We start from the raw sequence: 15,346 nt of genomic DNA, 5'->3' as shown, positions 1-15,346 counted from the left end.
CCTACTAATTTTTTCTCTCATGCTCATGGTAAAATCAGTTAACAAAAATTTCATGCTTTATTAAGTTCGAAAGACTCGAATAATTATAACAACTAGGGGACGTTGATGTTTAAAATGAAGAAAAAATCAATCCTAACAAAGGCCGCTTTAGCGACTCTTATGGTGGGACAGGTAGCTTACGCAGCAGATGCTGATTACAATGTGCTTGATCGCTTCCGTCTAATGGAAGACAAGTTTCAAACTCAAGAATTCTTAAGAGAGCCAGGACATGACTTTCTAATTGATATGTCAGTCTACTCTAATACTGATATTATGGAGCTTGCTTCAGATGTATCAGATGCTGAAGATTCAACTGCTGCCGCTGAAGTTCTTAGCGAATATGCTGATACAGAACAAAACTTAAGAGTAAATGTTGAAGTCGGAGTTCCTCTTCCTTCATTTAATGCTTTTAAAGGAACAATTAGCCCAAGTGTAAGACTAGGGGTTAATGTTGGCTCTCTTATTGGAATTGGAGAAGAAGATATTGAAAAAGATACTCTAATTGCGGCCATTCCAGCAGACGCTTCTGCAAAGACAATTCTAGAAGATAAGTTAACACAAGATATTGTTAATGATGTTCTAGCTGGGACTACTACTACTGTTTCTGATTTAGCAACGGCATTAGGACTAAGTGGATCTGAGAGAACTCAATTTGAAACAGAGTTAACAGAAGCACTAGGTGGTACAGCTATTCCATTTGCTGGATCTGGACAAACTGCAGCTATTATCGATGCTTATGTAAAAGCTGATGTTACAGCTGGATTAAACTTTGATTATAAGAATGAGAACCACTTTGGTGGATTTTCTCTATATGGCCTATATAGAGCTGACGTAAGACGTGTTCTTGATCAGGATGCAATTGCTGGAGATGGTGATGCTATCGACACTGAAAACCTTGATCAGAATATGACTCTTTATGCAATGGCCGATATTACTTATGGTTTCAATTGGCTAACAAACTTTAGAACAATGTTTAAGATTCAAGATATTGCACTTGCAACAATTATTGAAAGTGATGAAGGATATCTTCCAATTTATGAGCCAGAAGTTGGTTACCGTATGCACACTGACTATAGTTTTGATCTTTCAAACTTAAAACTTCGTCCATTTGTTGGTTTCCATATGAGAGATGGATATGATTTCGCAGATGGTGTTTATGCTGGTACAGATGTTATGCTTCACGTATGGAAGCAAAGAATTGCCTTAACTCTTAGAGGGATGGTTGATTCAGAACACCTGACTCTGACTCCAAGATTTAAGCTAGGATTCATGGATTTCATGTATTCTCTTAAGCAACCAATCACTTCTGAGGTAAAAGGTGTGGAAATTGCAACAATTCACTCTGTAAATTTCAGACTACACTTCTAATACAACTGCCATTGTGTTACATATTGGGGGATCTTTGATCCCCCTTTTTATTTTTACCGTGTAGGCTACGGGGAGCCGCGAGCGGAATTGTCACTTTAGGAGAGTACATAATGGCAAAAGACTCACGAGATTTTATTGATTTAATTAATATGGACCTATTTGCAGGTTTTCTAAAAGAAAATAAACTTGCAGCACCAACTGATGTTCAAGTTCAGTCAATTCCTGTTTTTCTAGATGGAAAAAATATTCAAATTCAGGCGAAAACTGGTAGTGGTAAAACTCTAAGCTATCTTCTTCCACTTTTTCAAATGCTTAAAGAAAGTGAAGCAAATCTTAGTAAGAACGATCAAAAACCTGGTTCTCCACGTGCAATTATACTTCTTCCTATTAAGGAGCTTGCAATTCAAGTTGCCGATGAGTGTAAGAAGATCTCTCACCATGCAAAGCTTCGAGTTAGACTGGCACTTGGTGGAGAGAAGGGAAAGAAAGTAAGTTCTCTAAAGAGTCAGAACTTTGATATCCTAGTGGGTGGCCCTGGAAGAATTAAGTCTATGATTGAGAAAAAAGAAATTCGTCTAGATAATCTTGAATTTCTCGTTATCGATGAAGCAGATCAACTTCTTGATATGGGATTTATGCGTGAGCTAAAATCCATTAGAAGACATTTAACAAATGATTATCAAGCGGCCCTTGTTTCTGCAACCATGGCCGATGATTTTGACCTATTAAAAGCAGACTTCTTCTCTGGAATGGAATTTGAGACAATCAGCTTAACTGATGCTCACGGTCTATCTCAAACTATTGAAACTTATAATATCGCTCTGGAATATACTGAGAAAAATGCCATGCTTGATGTCTTTATGAAAAATGAGGCCAAAGGCAATGGTATTATTTTTGTGAATCAAAAAGAGAAGGCCGTTGAAGTTTATAATTATATGAAAGAGAAGAAGCTTGCAAAAAAGCTTTTCCTATCTCACGGTGATATCAGCGCAAGAGAGCGAAGTGATAACTTTAAAAACTTTAAGTCTACTGGTGGTGTTCTCATCACAACAGATATGGCCGCCCGTGGAATCGATATTAAAACACTTCAATGGGTTTTAAATTATGATCTTCCATTTGAAGCTGTTTACTATATTCACCGTTCAGGACGAGTTGGACGTGCTGGAAGAAGCGGACGTGTATATAATTTTGTTACAAAGAAAGATCAAAAGCTCATTGGTCAAATCAATGATGCCATTAAAAATCAGGATACACTCAAAATTGATCCAATCTTTCTTAAATCGACAATGGGTAAGGCGAATAAGGGAGCTTCTAAGAAGAAGGCACCTGCTAGACGTGGACGTATGCCTAAGAAACCTGTTGTATCTGGACGAAACACACCTAATAAGTCAAAAAAATCTCGCGGCCGTCGCGGTTAAGTGATAAAATGCTAATATGTCTAAACATATTAGCATTGTCTTTCTATTTACATTATCTCTACTTTTTACGTCTTGTTCAGAAAAGGATATTTACACTCCTTTAGAAATGTTTGATATGGCCTATAAATTTGATAATACAATTGAAGAAGTTCGTATTGCAGCAAAGGATAAGGATCGTCATTTAGAGTGTAGTGATTATCCTCAAGAAGGTTGTCTTAAGGGCTCTCCTAAGCGCTTTAAAGTTCGACTTGTGGAGATGATCGTTGTTCAATACATGACAACTCGTGATGCTTGTCGTGCGGCCGCAAAGATTGGTCAATGGCATGCTCGTAATTGGCTTCTAGATGATGTGACAGGTGAGCCTGTTCTTGAGGACTTTGTTAAAAAAGTTTATAAGGCCAAAAATCCTAAAACTGTCGAAAGTTGTAATTAGCTCTTAACCCAATTTCTGAGTTCTTCATAAATTTCATGAATCTCTTTATTTGACTGAAAAGCATCAGTTGTCATAATTTTTAGTCTCTTAGAGTTATTCAATTTTATCGTAATAAAGTAATTGCCTGCATTCCCACTGCCACGCCCTCTATTAAGTTCAATTTCTTCAATCTCGTCTAGACCAAAGTTTTCAAACTTCTTTCTTATAAGAGAGCGTGTTTCCAGTCTTCCTGTGTTGCGAGGTTTATTGAGCTCAAGATGACGCTTTTTTAATATTGAAACAGTTGCAATAATTGGGATGAGAAAAATTATAATGTCTTTTGTTGCAGGCCTTGGGTCTTTGAAGATAAGCGTTAAGATTAATGCTAGTAAGAAGAAGGTGCAAATTAAGAATATATTTCTAGAATAGCTATCAATTGTGACATATTGAATATTCTTCTCATATTTAATCATGCCTATCCCCCAAAAAAATACTTTTCAAAGCCTACTTTAAAAGTATCAATCTTATGTTCCCAAATATTAATAAATTTTGGATCTTCAGATCGATTTTCCTCTAGGGTTTGTTTAAATAATATTACCCATCGACCTAGCTCTCCCTTTCGAATCTTTAAATACTCGTGGGCCGATAAGAGGTGATGGGCCCCTTTAGGTAATTTTATTCCAAGTAATTGGGCCTGCCAAAAGGCATTTATTGATTTTAGATGCTCGTTGAAGTCTTCAATATTTGAGATCGGCCCGTTGTTTGAAGTTAATTTACGAAAGTGATAACCAATGAAAACGTCATTTATGGCCTTTTGATAAAAAGACCGAGTAACTTTCTCAATTAACTTAATACTTTCTTCCTGATTTTTCATAACTTAAGTCTACACTAAATATTGCATCATAAATACCGATTCATATGTATGAAGAAAATTTTAGATAGCTCCCGAGTATTCTTATTTATCATGATTGTGACTTCAAGCTCACTATTGGCCGGTCCTTTAACTTCTGTTGGAAATGATACCTGCTGGTATAAAGAAGGTGACTATCGTACAAAAATTGCTTCATTCAATGATCAAATAAGTTTAAATACCTCTCGTGATGATATTTTAGCTCCCGTGGTTAAGTTTTTTCATAAGAAAGGATTTAAAGCTGATCAGATTGATGCCATCCATACTTATGGAATTTGTGGCCCTCGTTTGGCCATCGCATTTCGTGTGACTTACGATGCTGTAGAGTATTGTCTTCGTGCAAATGCCAGTAAAGATGGAGAGTTAGTTTTTGATAAAGGTGAGGATATGTTGCCATTGGCCGCTTCACGAAAAGGTGCTTGTGAAGGGATAAATCCACATCGTCTTATCGTTTCGATTAAATCTGATCTTGTTGTGGATCTACAAAAATATTTAAATGCCAAAGGGCATATTGTTAAGAAAGCACAACACTTATCTGGCTCAGTTTATGTCTTAGATTTTTCAGTTGAAAGAGATGAGATTAAGAAGATTAAAACTTCTGTCGAGTCTTCTGGTTTTGCCCGTTCTGTGAGCTTCTCGTCCGGCCAATACCATATTGCAGATGAGTTTGAATTACTTAGTCTTAGTTATTTCAGAAAATAAAAAGGCCGCATAAGCGGCCTTTAGTATCTTTATCTTTTTCCAATTTCAGCAATTGTTTTTCCAAGAGATTTCGAACGCTTTAGATAAACATTTGATTTCTCTTCATGCTCAGCTTCTTCTTTACATGCAATACAAAGTTCTGCTGTATTTCTTGCCATAAGGCGATCGTAACCGATTTCAATATCACACTCATCACAAAGGCCATATTCGCCTTTTTCAATTTTTTGAAGTGCTTTATTGATTTTCTTTACGTAGAAGTTCTCACGATTTCTGAAACGAATTTCCTGCGAAGTTTGGACATTTGCTACTGCCTCATCTAGAGGATCAAGTAGTTCATTCTTGTCCATGCAATACTGCTCTTTCTCACTGTTTTTGTTAAGAATTCTTTCTTTGTCCGCAAGTAGTGCATCTTTTAGTGCAGCTATTTGCTTGTCCGATAGATACGAGTTTGCTCTTTTCATTTCGACTCCCTTGTGCCGTGTTTCTTCCAGTGAAACAAGTTGCTTGTAGCTGTAAAATTTCGATTTGGCAAAATTAAAGCTATTTACAACAAATATTGTGTTCGTGTGTTGTAGAAAGAATTTACTGGTCTAGAAAGTGTTAGTAAAAGGTATTTTTCTTACAAAGATTTACTTTAAAACGAGATTTCAGATACTTACCCGTGATTTTTTGGAAACGGTGCTTCACAGTAGGGGCAAAACTTCCAAAATTGCTGATCAACCTGAGTTTTACAACTTGAACAAGTGATTATTGCGCTTAATTCCTCAAATGCTTCGTCATACATATTTGCAAAGAGATCACTTCGCATTGCGGCGATAGTTGTTGGGTGGGCGCGAAATGTTCCAGGCATAGTTTGATTTGGAATAAATTTAGCTGGAGAGACGCTCTTATCTGGATAGATTTGAACTTTTACTTCTTGAGAAGGGCGCTTTTCATACATTGCCCGTCCTGCAATATTGCGCTCATTCTTTAACAATTCAAAATTTTCATTAGCATCAAACTTTCTATTCATAGGGCTATTATAACATCTTAGCCCCAGCGACGCTCAAGAAGCTCAATTATTTCCGTGCACGCCTTCTTGTGCTGGTTAAATCGAGCAAAAAAGCCTGGTTTTGCCTTTAAAATGGCCTCTTTAAAGAAGATAGACTGTGAGCCAAGTCCTTCTATTAGCCTTAGATTCCATTCGAATACTTCCGGGTTACTATGACCGATAAGGCCTTCAAGTACCTCTAGGAAGTCAAATGGAAGTCTCTCTCCACGCTTGTGGTGCTCATCAATAATCTGCTTTCTTGCAACTCCTAATATTAGAACAAGAACCTCATTATCATCACATTCTTTTATTGCATGGATTATTTGGGGATATAATTCGTGATCGAGTGTTATCGTATTATCGAGAATACACAGAAGGGGAATTAAGGCCTGCCAGTCTCTCTTGTCATTGAGTCGAATAAATTCATCTTTAAAGACTTTTATATCTTGTTTGGAATAGCTGCAATTTGGTCTTTTCCCACTTTGTAAGTCCTTAATGACAGCTTGAAACTGTTCATTTATATCAATCATAATCATTGCCTTAAGTTATTTCGTGTAGCTTTTACTTGATTTTACATAATTCTATGACATTTTAAAGGCTTATGCTATATAAATAGGCTTAAACATTGGTGTTTAGAAGGTTTCATGGAATTTTTAATTAACGATATTTATCGCGCGACAGAAGGTGAGGGAGTCTTTGTCGGACGCTCACAAGTCTTTGTGCGTTTTCAAGGATGTAATATCGGTTGTGTTAATTGCGACTCAATGGACACCTGGAGTTTTGATATTGAGAGCACTTCTCTTAATACAATCTTTGAAAGAATTCTTGAAGAGAGTTATCAAGGTAAAATTAATTGGATTTCTATTACTGGTGGTGATCCTCTTCATCCTAAACACGTTCCAAGCGTTGTGGAGCTTACAAAGTTTTTAAAATCGAGAGGTTTTAAAATTAATCTTGAGGCCGCTGGAACTCGAGTTGTTGACGAGGTTTTTGATCTTCTTGACTATATCTCTTATGACCTAAAAACTCCTTCAACAGGAGTTAGAACACGTCTGTCACTTATCGAAAAGATGGCACAGCAATATCCTAATCGCTTTCAAGTGAAGGCCGTGATTGCTGATCGAAAGGATTTTGAATACACATTAAGCGCTTATCGCGAACTTGAATCAAAGCTTGGTAATATTGAATTTCCTTGGGTTTTGACTCCTTGTTATGAGCCAAGTGAAGAATTTCCTATGCAGCGATTTATCGATATTCAAGAATGGAATCAAATCGAAGGTGGTCCTTTCCGAGTTATTGGACAACAGCATAAGTGGATTTTTGGCGCAGATAAGAAAAGTGTCTAAAGGCCTTTTAAGAGGCTTGTCTTTGAGCTCTCTGCTTAGCATCGAGCATTTCAACACCGTATTGCTTAATCGTACCTAGAGAAGTGATTGTATACTGACTGGCCTCTGCCTTTGAACGATCCTCATCGGTAAAATCATTACAGATGACCACTAGGCGAGTGCCTTCTGGAAGTTTCTTGAGAGCAATTTTAATAATACCCTGAACTTTTTCAAGTGAGTTTGTGCAGTAGACGACATACTTTTTATCGTCTTTAGTTACGCTAAAATGCCAAAGGTTCTGCTTATTCTTAGATTCAACTACATTGTAGTCGTAGGACTTAAATACTAACGTACATTGAGTAATGAATCCTCTAATAATCTTTTTAGAATTTGCTATTTTTGCCATTTACACTCCAAACTTCACATTAACACATATCGGAAATCCGCTCAAAAGTTTTAGATAATCTTAAAATAAAGCGAATTTTGTTACGGAATTCAGTAAGTTATTAATTTTGTGGAGGCTTTGCCATTAATGCCTTTGCCAATTTTAAATGACTTTCCCGCTTTATTACCTAGGCTCCAGGCCTTTGGATCAAAGCTCGAAGATTGGCTCGACTGAGAGCTAACGCGGGGATAGACACGATTGCGATGGGCCGAAGTTAGGCCATTTAAGTGGATAAGCTCACGAGAGCTAATATGTTGTTGTTGAGATTTCTTTAATTCTTGTAGAAAGGACTTTGTGAAGCTTTTAAAGTACGTATTCTTTGCTCGAACACCTTTAAGCTTAGATGACTTCTTAGCTTGAAGCCAAAGTCCGTTCATGGCCTGTGTTGTGTAGTCATAAATATAATGGGCCGCTTCGACATTTTCCTTTGCGCCGATCACTTCAAGGTAGCCGCCACCACGGCCACTGCTAAATACTGGTGCAACTGAAAACTCTTTTAGAATATCATAGAGACAATCATGTAAGAGGTTTCGTCTTTTAAATGAGGCGACTCTTTTGACATAGGTGTCTTCAAGCTCACGCATATCGATCTCATTGCGAGTGAAGTTAGTAAGTCTTACTTTTTCTAGATTGTGTTTTGCAATAAGATCATTGGCCTTTCTTGCTGCAAGCTTGGCCTCAAATTCGTTATCAGATTTAGCAAGTTCAAGTAGCTTTTGAATTTTTTGAGTAACTTGGTTACTAGTCTTTGTGTAAGCAGCTAGATTAATCTGTGATTTTGAAAAGTCCTGATTCCACGCATATCTTTTAAAGATATTTCGAAATTCAACGCCATGTGCTTGTTCACTTATGCCGCACGTTACGTGTACCATAAAGTGAGCAATTTCGTGCTTTAGAACATTTTCTAAGAGCTCTTCATCATTCATGGTCATAAAGCACTTATTAATTCCAATTTGGTAAATAAGTGGATCGTAGAAGCCCAAGACTTTATCTGATTCATTAACCACAAAAGATAGGGGATACATTACACCCTTATAATGCAGGCGACTTCTTTTTAGCTCAAGTCCCATGCCCGCAAAAATATCACGGGCCTTGAGACGAACTTTCTTTATAAATAATTGAGTATTTTCATTATAAATAAACATTAGTATTTAACGCTACATCCATATGGTTTAGTTTTTGCCGTTGAGACCTTCTCTCCCTTAGCAATCTCTTTTATAGCTGTTTTAACATAGTTTTCGGCTTTTTGAATATCGCTTTTATCGGCCGATGGGATACTGTCAATCGCACCCATATAGTCGATTCTTCCCTGCTCATTGATAATGAAAATCTCTGGTGTCGTTTTCGCATTATAGAGTCGACCAGTGACTCCTTTCGTATCAAGTAGAAAGTGTTGCGCTCTAGATCCCTCTGCATTTAAGCGCTTCTTTGCCGCTTCAGAATCCTCTATATATCCTTGTTTTCCTACATTTGAAGAATTAATTGTCAGCCATGTGTAGCCATGTCTCAATGCAAACGTTTGAGTCTCTTGCATATTCTTTGAATCATAATGTTTACGAACAAATGGACAACCTTCGTTATACCATTCAAGGACAATTCTTCGGCCTTTTAAGTTCTCAAGCGAGACGAGCTCTCCTTTTTGATTCATTAAAATAAATTCAGGAGCTTTCTCTCCTGGAGAAAGGGCGAAAGTTAGGGATGTGAGTAATATTGCTATAAGTAACTTCATCAAAACTCCTTTTTTTTGTTTTCTACATTTTAGAAGAACTTTTCTTAAGTCCCAATGAAATCAATAAAAGTTTACTAGAAATTAACAAAAAAAGGCCTACTTTCGTAGGCCTCTTAATTATCTTTTAACTGTTAAGCTAAATTATACTTTTGGTGTCGTTTGAGAAACAACTGCAGCTTTTAGAAGCTCTCTGTTCATACGAGCGATATTTGTGATTTCAATTCCTTTTGGACATGATGCTTCACATTCTGCTTCGTTAGTACAGTTACCAAATCCAAGATCATCCATCTTCTTAACCATGTTTTGAACACGTTGAGAAGCTTCAGCTTGTCCTTGTGGAAGAAGTGCCATTTGCGAAACTTTTGCTGAAACGAAAAGCATTGCAGAAGCATTCTTACAAGAAGCAACACATGCACCACAACCGATACAAGCAGCTGCATCCATTGCAAGGTCAGCGTTTTCTTTAGGAACTAGGATAGCATTTGCATCTTGAGCGTTACCAGTATTTACTGAGATAAATCCACCAGCAGCGATGATTTCATCAAATGCACTTCTATCAACCATAAGGTCTTTTTCTACTGGGAAAGCTCTTGCTCTAAATGGCTCGATTACAATCGTATCACCGTCAGAGAACTTTCTCATGTGAAGCTGACAAGTTGTTGTTTCAGCTTCTGGTCCGTGGGCCTGACCGTTAATCATTAGTGAACACATACCACAGATACCTTCACGACAGTCGTGGTCGAAAGCTACCGGCTCAATTCCTTGTGGGATAAGTTCTTCGTTAAGTTGATCTAGCATTTCTAGAAAAGAAGCATCTGGAGATACATTCTCTAGTGTGTAATCCGCCATTTGACCTTTGTCTTCACGGTTTTTTTGACGCCAGATCTTTAAATGTAAAGTCATATTATTATTACTACTCATATTAATACCTCTTACTTATAACTTCTTTGCGTTAGTGGAACGTTAGGGAAGTCTAATTCTTCAACGTTTCTAATTGGGTCGCTATCTTGACCAGTGAATTCCCAAACAGCACCATGACAGTAGTTTTCATCATCACGTAAGGCTTCACTTTCTTCAGTTTGAGATTCCTCTCTAAAGTGTCCACCACATGACTCTGGTCTCTCTAGTGCATCACGTGCCATCAGTTCACCAAGTTCTAAGAAGTCGGCAAGTCTATTTGCTTTTTCAAGCTCAATATTGATTCCATCTGGAGTACCTGTAACTTTAACGTCTTTCCAGAATACTTCACGAAGTTTTTTGATTTTCTCAATACCTTCTTTAAGAGTCTTTTCATTTCTGGCCATACCAACGTGGTTCCACATAATACGTCCAAGCTCTTTGTGAATTGACTCAACAGATCTTGATCCATTGATTGAAAGAAGCTTTGTGAATCTTTCTTTTGAATCAGTAAGTGCTTTGTCGAATTCAGGATGATCTGTACCAACTTTTTTACCCATTAGTCCTTCTCTAGCTAGGTAGTTTGGAACTGTGTATGGAGCAACGAAGTAACCATCTGCAAGACCTTGCATAAGTGCAGAAGCACCTAGACGGTTTGCACCGTGGTCAGAGAAGTTTGCTTCACCAAGAGCAAATAGTCCTGGAACTGTTGTTTGAAGGTTGTAATCAACCCATAAACCACCCATTGTGTAGTGAACAGCAGGATAAATTCTCATTGGAACTTTATATGGGTTTTCATCAGTAATTCTTTCATACATATCAAAGAGGTTACCGTAGCGCTCTCTAATTGCATCTTCACCATCGCGCTCGATTGCAGATGCAAAGTCTAGATAAACAGCTTCTTCACCTTCACGTACAGATTTTCCTTGATCGATTTGTTCTTTTGCATTTCTTGAAGCAACGTCACGAGGAACAAGGTTACCAAAAGATGGATACTTTCTTTCTAGGTAGTAATCTCTTTCTTCTTCTGGAATATCATTTGGAGCTCTATAGTCACCAGCTTTCTTTGGAACCCAAACACGTCCGTCGTTTCTTAGAGACTCTGACATAAGTGTTAGTTTCGACTGGTTTTCACCGTGTCTTGGAATACAAGTTGGGTGAATTTGAGTGAAACATGGGTTAGCAAACATTGCACCTTTCTTATAGGCTTTCCATGCTGCTGAACCATTTGAAGTCATAGCATTTGTTGATAGGTAGTAAACGTTTCCGTATCCACCAGTACACATTAGAACTGCATCAGCTGCGTGCTTTTCGAATTCACCAGTGATTACATTTCTTGTGATAATACCACGGGCCTTACCTTCAACAACTACTAGCTCAACCATCTCACGACGAGTAAGCATTTCTACTTTTCCACGTCCTACTTCTTTCATTAGAGAAGAGTAAGCACCTAGAAGAAGCTGTTGACCAGTTTGTCCACGAGCATAGAACGTACGTGATACTTGAGCACCACCGAATGAACGGTTAGAAAGTGTCCCACCGTATTCACGAGCAAAAGGAACACCTTGTGCTGCACATTGGTCGATAATATTATTTGAAACTTCAGCAAGACGATAAACGTTAGCTTCACGTGCTCTATAATCTCCACCTTTTACAGTGTCATAGAATAGTCGCCAAATCGAGTCACCATCATTTGGATAACTTTTAGCTGCGTTAACACCACCTTGAGCTGCAATCGAGTGAGCACGTCTTGCAGAATCTTGTAGGCAGAAACACTTAACATTATATCCTTGCTCACCAAGAGTTGCTGCAGCAGATGCACCAGCAAGACCTGAACCAACAACGATAATATCAAACTTACGTCTGTTGGCAGGGTTAACAAGTTTCATTTTGAATTTATGATCAGTCCAAACTTTTGTGATGTCATTTCCCGCAGGAACTTTTCCATCCATCTTCTTAATATTTGTCATTACATTCCTCCCTTAACGTGACACCAAATAGCGATAGTCGAGTAACCAACAGTTAAGATCACAGCATAAAGCTTAGAAATGAATTGAATTGCTGGCATATACTTAGGGTGGTTAAAGCCAATTGATTGAAATGCTGACCAGAATCCGTGAGATACGTGAATTCCAATTGTAATCATAAATAGTACATAGATTCCAACATTCAGTGGTGAAGCAAAATAATCAATAACAGTTTTGTATAGATCACGAACTTCCATTCCGTTAAGTGTTGTCATGTAAACATCACCGTACTTAAAGTTAATTAAGTGCATAACAAGGAAGAAAAGAATCAACATACCTGTGTAAGGCATAGTTGATGATGCAAATGTCGAACCTCTTCCTGTCGGTTGCTTCATGTAGTACTTAACTGGGCGAGCTGCCTTATTCTCAATCGTAAGCTTAAGCGCCATAAAGATGTGAGATAAGAAGATCACTAAAAGAACTGCTTCTGCTAAGTAAATTAGCGGGTTGGAAGTAAGGGTGTATGCATACTGATTGAATGCATCCTTACCTGCGATTAATAAAAAGTTTCCTAACATGTGTGAAAAAAGGAATCCACATAGAAGTAGTCCCGTCACTCCCATTACCTGTTTCTTAGCAATGGAGTTCGTCAAATAAAAGCGTAATGCTGACATTGATCCATTTCCTTTGTCTGATTTAATAAAGTTTTAAATGTTATTTGATTTGGATTATAATCCTTAAATCACCAAAACTTAAGCGAATTTTTAGTAGTTTTTTTACTGCGTGGTGCAACAAGTTGTTAATGAGAAAAGGAGTTCTAAATGTTGGTTCATTCTATCTTTGATAAGGTCACTAATACAATGACATATATCATTTATTCATCGGTCTCAAAAACGGCCATTGTTGTTGACCCCGTTCTGAACTTCGATTACGCAAGTGGTAGTGTTTCAAGTGAAGATATCCATCAAATAGATTTATTTCTAAAAGAAAATGAATTGAGTTTAAAGTATATCTTTGAAACTCATGTTCACGCCGATCATTTGTCGGGAGCATCTAAACTAAAATCGCTTTATCCCACTGCGCAAGTTGTTATTCATAAGAATATTAAGTTGGTTCAGGGTGTATTTAATGCTGTCTTTTCATCAAATGTTAAAGAGGATGGTTCGCAATTTGATATTCTTACACAAGAAGGTGAGTGTTTTGATGTTTGTAGCGATATTAATGTGAAAATTATTGAGACTCCAGGCCATACACCTGCGTGTATGAGTCTTTATGTAAATGAGAAGGCCCTTTTTGTAGGTGATGCGATATTTATGCCTGATATGGGTACCGGACGTTGTGACTTTCCAAAGGGAAGTGCAGATAAGCTATACAATTCAATTCAAAAGATTTACGCACTTGATGATGAATGTGAGATTTATGTTGGCCATGACTATGGACCTGGTGGGCGTGAGATAAAATATAAAACAACAGTAGGTGAGCAAAAGCGTAGCAATATCCAATGTAAAAGCTCGACTTCTAAGGAAGAGTTCTTAGAGTTTCGTACTAATCGAGATGCACAGCTTAATGAGCCAAGATTAATTATACCTAGTATCCAATATAATATGAATGGCGGAGAGTTTATATTTACTGAAGCTGATGGTGGCCCTTATATCAAAGTTCCTTTAAAGTTTAAGTAGGAACTTGAGTAATATAACTATCTAATTTTATTTAAGTTTTATTATTCGATGTCGACAAGTAAGATGTTGGAGTAATTATAATGACAAACGAATTTCATTCTGAAATTGAAAAGACAATGCAATTTACTAAAATTGGTATTGCCTTAAAAGACTGGCCGTCTCTTTCGGAGTCGCAGCGTCTTGAGATTTTTAATAGTTTGTCAGAAGAAGAGGCAAGTGACTTCTTTGATTCACTAGATTCGAATTACCAAGCTGACTTATTTGAACAATTTGATCGTGACCTGAAAAGAAGATGGGCCAATGACCTGGCCTATGATGATCTTGCAGATATTCTCCAGCTTCTTGAACCTGAACAAGTTGAAGAAACATTAAGCTTATTAGCAAAACACGCTCGTATCGAAGTCATGGCCCTTATGGCCTACGCAGAAGATGTGGCCGGTGGTTTAATGAATTCGAATTATATTCGACTTCGCGCCAATATGTATGTTGAAGAGGCCATTCGCTATATTCGAACTCAAACTTTAAGTAATGTTGAAACAATTTATTATACTTATGTAATCGATGCCACTCAAAAGCTTCTAGGTGTTGTTTCCCTTCGTGAACTCTTTGGTGCACGAGATGGTCAAAAGGTATCAGATCTGATGACTAGTGGAGATGACCTCATTGCTATTCCTGATAATATGGACCAGGAAGAAATTGGACGCGTCTTCAGTCGTTTTGAACAAGTTGTTCTTCCGGTTATTGATGATGAGTTCAGAATGAAAGGTATCATTACAATTGATGATATTATCAAGGCCGTTGAAGAAGAGACCACGGAAGATATGCAAAAAATTGCGGCCGTCGAATCTCTTGATGCTCCTTATCTTGAAGTAGGCTTCTTTGAGATGACAAAAAAGCGTCTCGGTTGGCTTGTTATACTCTTTATCGGACAAATGTTAACTGCGACGGCCATGACTCATTTTGAAGCGGCCATTGCTCACACAGTAGCATTAGTGACTTTTATTCCTCTTATTATCTCATCTGGTGGGAATTCAGGTGCTCAAGCTTCGACTCTCGTTATTCGTGCGCTTGCCCTAGGTGAAGTTAAAAATAGTGACTCTCTTCGCGTCTTCTTTCGCGAATTAGGCTCAGGTCTTTTTATGGGATTTATTCTTGGAATCTTTGGATTCATGAGAATTTACTTTTGGCCTCATGCTAATGAAGCATACGGTGTGAACTTTGCTCAGATATCTTTAATTGTTGGATGTAGTATTATTTGTATCGTAATGTGGGGGACACTTGTTGGCTCAATGCTGCCATTTCTCTTAAAAAAGTTACGCTTTGACCCTGCTACAGCTTCAACTCCCTTTGTTGCAACGATTTGTGACGTCACGGGGATCATTATTTATTTTTCAATTGCTCACGCACTCTTATAGAAAGGCCCTG

At 37.7% G+C, this 15,346-nt stretch carries 18 protein-coding genes; 7 read left to right on the top strand and 11 right to left on the bottom strand.

What is annotated here, in order from left to right; translation table 11 throughout:
• Nucleotides 1–105 precede the first annotated feature (105 nt).
• From ACN5L8_RS02580 to ACN5L8_RS02570, 3 genes are all read left to right on the top strand, one after another.
• On the top strand, nucleotides 106–1,407 hold the full coding sequence (locus ACN5L8_RS02580) for a hypothetical protein (protein WP_419172220.1): 1,302 nt from the start codon (nucleotides 106–108) through the stop codon (nucleotides 1,405–1,407).
• A gap of 110 nt (nucleotides 1,408–1,517) precedes the next feature.
• A complete protein-coding gene (locus ACN5L8_RS02575; protein ID WP_419172219.1) occupies nucleotides 1,518–2,825 on the top strand; it encodes a DEAD/DEAH box helicase in 1,308 nt (435 codons plus the stop codon).
• Between the two features lie 16 nt (nucleotides 2,826–2,841).
• Nucleotides 2,842–3,258, top strand: coding sequence for a hypothetical protein (locus ACN5L8_RS02570; protein WP_419172218.1), 417 nt, complete (start codon nucleotides 2,842–2,844; stop codon nucleotides 3,256–3,258).
• Here ACN5L8_RS02570 and ACN5L8_RS02565 read toward each other — a convergent pair.
• Both ACN5L8_RS02565 and ACN5L8_RS02560 read right to left on the bottom strand, forming a co-directional pair.
• Nucleotides 3,255–3,710: a hypothetical protein gene (locus tag ACN5L8_RS02565; RefSeq protein ID WP_419172217.1), complete on the bottom strand. Its 456-nt coding sequence runs from the start codon at nucleotides 3,708–3,710 to the stop codon at nucleotides 3,255–3,257. The genes ACN5L8_RS02570 and ACN5L8_RS02565 overlap by 4 nt on opposite strands.
• 2 nt (nucleotides 3,711–3,712) lie before the next feature.
• On the bottom strand, nucleotides 3,713–4,111 hold the full coding sequence (locus tag ACN5L8_RS02560; RefSeq protein WP_419172216.1) for a hypothetical protein: 399 nt from the start codon (nucleotides 4,109–4,111) through the stop codon (nucleotides 3,713–3,715).
• A 48-nt stretch (nucleotides 4,112–4,159) separates the two neighbouring features.
• On the opposite strand from ACN5L8_RS02560, the gene ACN5L8_RS02555 reads away from it, so the two are divergent.
• A complete protein-coding gene (locus ACN5L8_RS02555; protein WP_419168406.1) occupies nucleotides 4,160–4,849 on the top strand; it encodes a hypothetical protein in 690 nt (229 codons plus the stop codon).
• 29 nt (nucleotides 4,850–4,878) lie between these two features.
• On the opposite strand, the gene ACN5L8_RS02550 is transcribed toward ACN5L8_RS02555, so the two are convergent.
• From ACN5L8_RS02550 to ACN5L8_RS02540, 3 genes are all read right to left on the bottom strand, one after another.
• Nucleotides 4,879–5,310: a TraR/DksA family transcriptional regulator gene (locus tag ACN5L8_RS02550; protein WP_115363100.1), complete on the bottom strand. Its 432-nt coding sequence runs from the start codon at nucleotides 5,308–5,310 to the stop codon at nucleotides 4,879–4,881.
• Nucleotides 5,311–5,504: 194 nt separating this feature from the next.
• Nucleotides 5,505–5,861, bottom strand: a complete 357-nt coding sequence (locus tag ACN5L8_RS02545) for a hypothetical protein (RefSeq protein ID WP_419172215.1) — start codon at nucleotides 5,859–5,861, stop codon at nucleotides 5,505–5,507.
• Nucleotides 5,862–5,878: 17 nt separating this feature from the next.
• Entirely contained in the window at nucleotides 5,879–6,409 is a 531-nt protein-coding gene (locus ACN5L8_RS02540) for a hypothetical protein (RefSeq protein WP_419172214.1), read from the bottom strand.
• A 114-nt stretch (nucleotides 6,410–6,523) separates the two neighbouring features.
• On the opposite strand from ACN5L8_RS02540, the gene ACN5L8_RS02535 reads away from it, so the two are divergent.
• A complete protein-coding gene (locus ACN5L8_RS02535; protein WP_334678435.1) occupies nucleotides 6,524–7,225 on the top strand; it encodes a 7-carboxy-7-deazaguanine synthase QueE in 702 nt (233 codons plus the stop codon).
• A 7-nt stretch (nucleotides 7,226–7,232) separates the two neighbouring features.
• On the opposite strand, the gene ACN5L8_RS02530 is transcribed toward ACN5L8_RS02535, so the two are convergent.
• The 6 genes from ACN5L8_RS02530 to ACN5L8_RS02505 form a co-directional block, all read right to left on the bottom strand.
• Entirely contained in the window at nucleotides 7,233–7,610 is a 378-nt protein-coding gene (locus tag ACN5L8_RS02530; RefSeq protein ID WP_115363092.1) for a hypothetical protein, read from the bottom strand.
• 89 nt (nucleotides 7,611–7,699) lie between these two features.
• Nucleotides 7,700–8,794, bottom strand: a complete 1,095-nt coding sequence (locus tag ACN5L8_RS02525) for a SprT-like domain-containing protein (RefSeq protein WP_419172213.1) — start codon at nucleotides 8,792–8,794, stop codon at nucleotides 7,700–7,702.
• Nucleotides 8,794–9,378: a redoxin domain-containing protein gene (locus ACN5L8_RS02520; RefSeq protein WP_419172212.1), complete on the bottom strand. Its 585-nt coding sequence runs from the start codon at nucleotides 9,376–9,378 to the stop codon at nucleotides 8,794–8,796. The genes ACN5L8_RS02525 and ACN5L8_RS02520 overlap by 1 nt, the downstream gene beginning before the upstream one ends.
• A gap of 141 nt (nucleotides 9,379–9,519) precedes the next feature.
• Nucleotides 9,520–10,281, bottom strand: coding sequence for a succinate dehydrogenase/fumarate reductase iron-sulfur subunit (locus ACN5L8_RS02515; protein WP_115363743.1), 762 nt, complete (start codon nucleotides 10,279–10,281; stop codon nucleotides 9,520–9,522).
• A gap of 29 nt (nucleotides 10,282–10,310) precedes the next feature.
• Nucleotides 10,311–12,245 (bottom strand): fumarate reductase/succinate dehydrogenase flavoprotein subunit, encoded by a 1,935-nt coding sequence (locus tag ACN5L8_RS02510; RefSeq protein ID WP_419172211.1) that lies wholly within the window; start codon nucleotides 12,243–12,245, stop codon nucleotides 10,311–10,313.
• Nucleotides 12,245–12,916 carry a succinate dehydrogenase cytochrome b subunit gene (locus ACN5L8_RS02505; protein WP_115363086.1) on the bottom strand — a complete coding sequence of 224 codons (672 nt, stop codon included), beginning with the start codon at nucleotides 12,914–12,916 and terminating at the stop codon, nucleotides 12,245–12,247. The genes ACN5L8_RS02510 and ACN5L8_RS02505 overlap by 1 nt, the downstream gene beginning before the upstream one ends.
• A 147-nt stretch (nucleotides 12,917–13,063) precedes the next feature.
• Between ACN5L8_RS02505 and ACN5L8_RS02500 the strand changes: the two genes are divergently transcribed.
• Nucleotides 13,064–13,921 carry an MBL fold metallo-hydrolase gene (locus tag ACN5L8_RS02500; RefSeq protein WP_419172210.1) on the top strand — a complete coding sequence of 286 codons (858 nt, stop codon included), beginning with the start codon at nucleotides 13,064–13,066 and terminating at the stop codon, nucleotides 13,919–13,921.
• A gap of 80 nt (nucleotides 13,922–14,001) precedes the next feature.
• Nucleotides 14,002–15,336, top strand: coding sequence for a magnesium transporter (mgtE, locus tag ACN5L8_RS02495; protein ID WP_115363082.1), 1,335 nt, complete (start codon nucleotides 14,002–14,004; stop codon nucleotides 15,334–15,336).
• The last annotated feature ends 10 nt before the right edge of the window (nucleotides 15,337–15,346 follow it).

Source organism: Halobacteriovorax sp., assembly GCF_048381875.1.
GTDB lineage: Bacteria > Bdellovibrionota > Bacteriovoracia > Bacteriovoracales > Bacteriovoracaceae > Halobacteriovorax_A > Halobacteriovorax_A vibrionivorans.
This window is presented reverse-complemented; position numbering and strand designations above follow the sequence as displayed.

What these genes read in the sequence shown, in the direction of transcription:
- ACN5L8_RS02580 (WP_419172220.1), top strand. Translation starts at nt 106, where the DNA reads ATGTTTAAAATGAAGAAAAAATCAATCCTAACAAAGGCCGCTTTAGCG.
- ACN5L8_RS02560 (WP_419172216.1), bottom strand. Translation starts at nt 4,111, where the DNA reads ATGAAAAATCAGGAAGAAAGTATTAAGTTAATTGAGAAAGTTACTCGG.
- ACN5L8_RS02510 (WP_419172211.1), bottom strand. Translation starts at nt 12,245, where the DNA reads ATGACAAATATTAAGAAGATGGATGGAAAAGTTCCTGCGGGAAATGAC.
- ACN5L8_RS02505 (WP_115363086.1), bottom strand. Translation starts at nt 12,916, where the DNA reads ATGTCAGCATTACGCTTTTATTTGACGAACTCCATTGCTAAGAAACAG.
- ACN5L8_RS02530 (WP_115363092.1), bottom strand. Translation starts at nt 7,610, where the DNA reads ATGGCAAAAATAGCAAATTCTAAAAAGATTATTAGAGGATTCATTACT.
- ACN5L8_RS02500 (WP_419172210.1), top strand. Translation starts at nt 13,064, where the DNA reads ATGTTGGTTCATTCTATCTTTGATAAGGTCACTAATACAATGACATAT.
- ACN5L8_RS02545 (WP_419172215.1), bottom strand. Translation starts at nt 5,861, where the DNA reads ATGAATAGAAAGTTTGATGCTAATGAAAATTTTGAATTGTTAAAGAAT.
- ACN5L8_RS02575 (WP_419172219.1), top strand. Translation starts at nt 1,518, where the DNA reads ATGGCAAAAGACTCACGAGATTTTATTGATTTAATTAATATGGACCTA.
- ACN5L8_RS02550 (WP_115363100.1), bottom strand. Translation starts at nt 5,310, where the DNA reads ATGAAAAGAGCAAACTCGTATCTATCGGACAAGCAAATAGCTGCACTA.
- ACN5L8_RS02570 (WP_419172218.1), top strand. Translation starts at nt 2,842, where the DNA reads ATGTCTAAACATATTAGCATTGTCTTTCTATTTACATTATCTCTACTT.
- ACN5L8_RS02520 (WP_419172212.1), bottom strand. Translation starts at nt 9,378, where the DNA reads ATGAAGTTACTTATAGCAATATTACTCACATCCCTAACTTTCGCCCTT.
- ACN5L8_RS02515 (WP_115363743.1), bottom strand. Translation starts at nt 10,281, where the DNA reads ATGACTTTACATTTAAAGATCTGGCGTCAAAAAAACCGTGAAGACAAA.
- ACN5L8_RS02525 (WP_419172213.1), bottom strand. Translation starts at nt 8,794, where the DNA reads ATGTTTATTTATAATGAAAATACTCAATTATTTATAAAGAAAGTTCGT.
- ACN5L8_RS02535 (WP_334678435.1), top strand. Translation starts at nt 6,524, where the DNA reads ATGGAATTTTTAATTAACGATATTTATCGCGCGACAGAAGGTGAGGGA.
- ACN5L8_RS02555 (WP_419168406.1), top strand. Translation starts at nt 4,160, where the DNA reads ATGAAGAAAATTTTAGATAGCTCCCGAGTATTCTTATTTATCATGATT.
- ACN5L8_RS02540 (WP_419172214.1), bottom strand. Translation starts at nt 6,409, where the DNA reads ATGATTGATATAAATGAACAGTTTCAAGCTGTCATTAAGGACTTACAA.
- ACN5L8_RS02565 (WP_419172217.1), bottom strand. Translation starts at nt 3,710, where the DNA reads ATGATTAAATATGAGAAGAATATTCAATATGTCACAATTGATAGCTAT.
- mgtE (WP_115363082.1), top strand. Translation starts at nt 14,002, where the DNA reads ATGACAAACGAATTTCATTCTGAAATTGAAAAGACAATGCAATTTACT.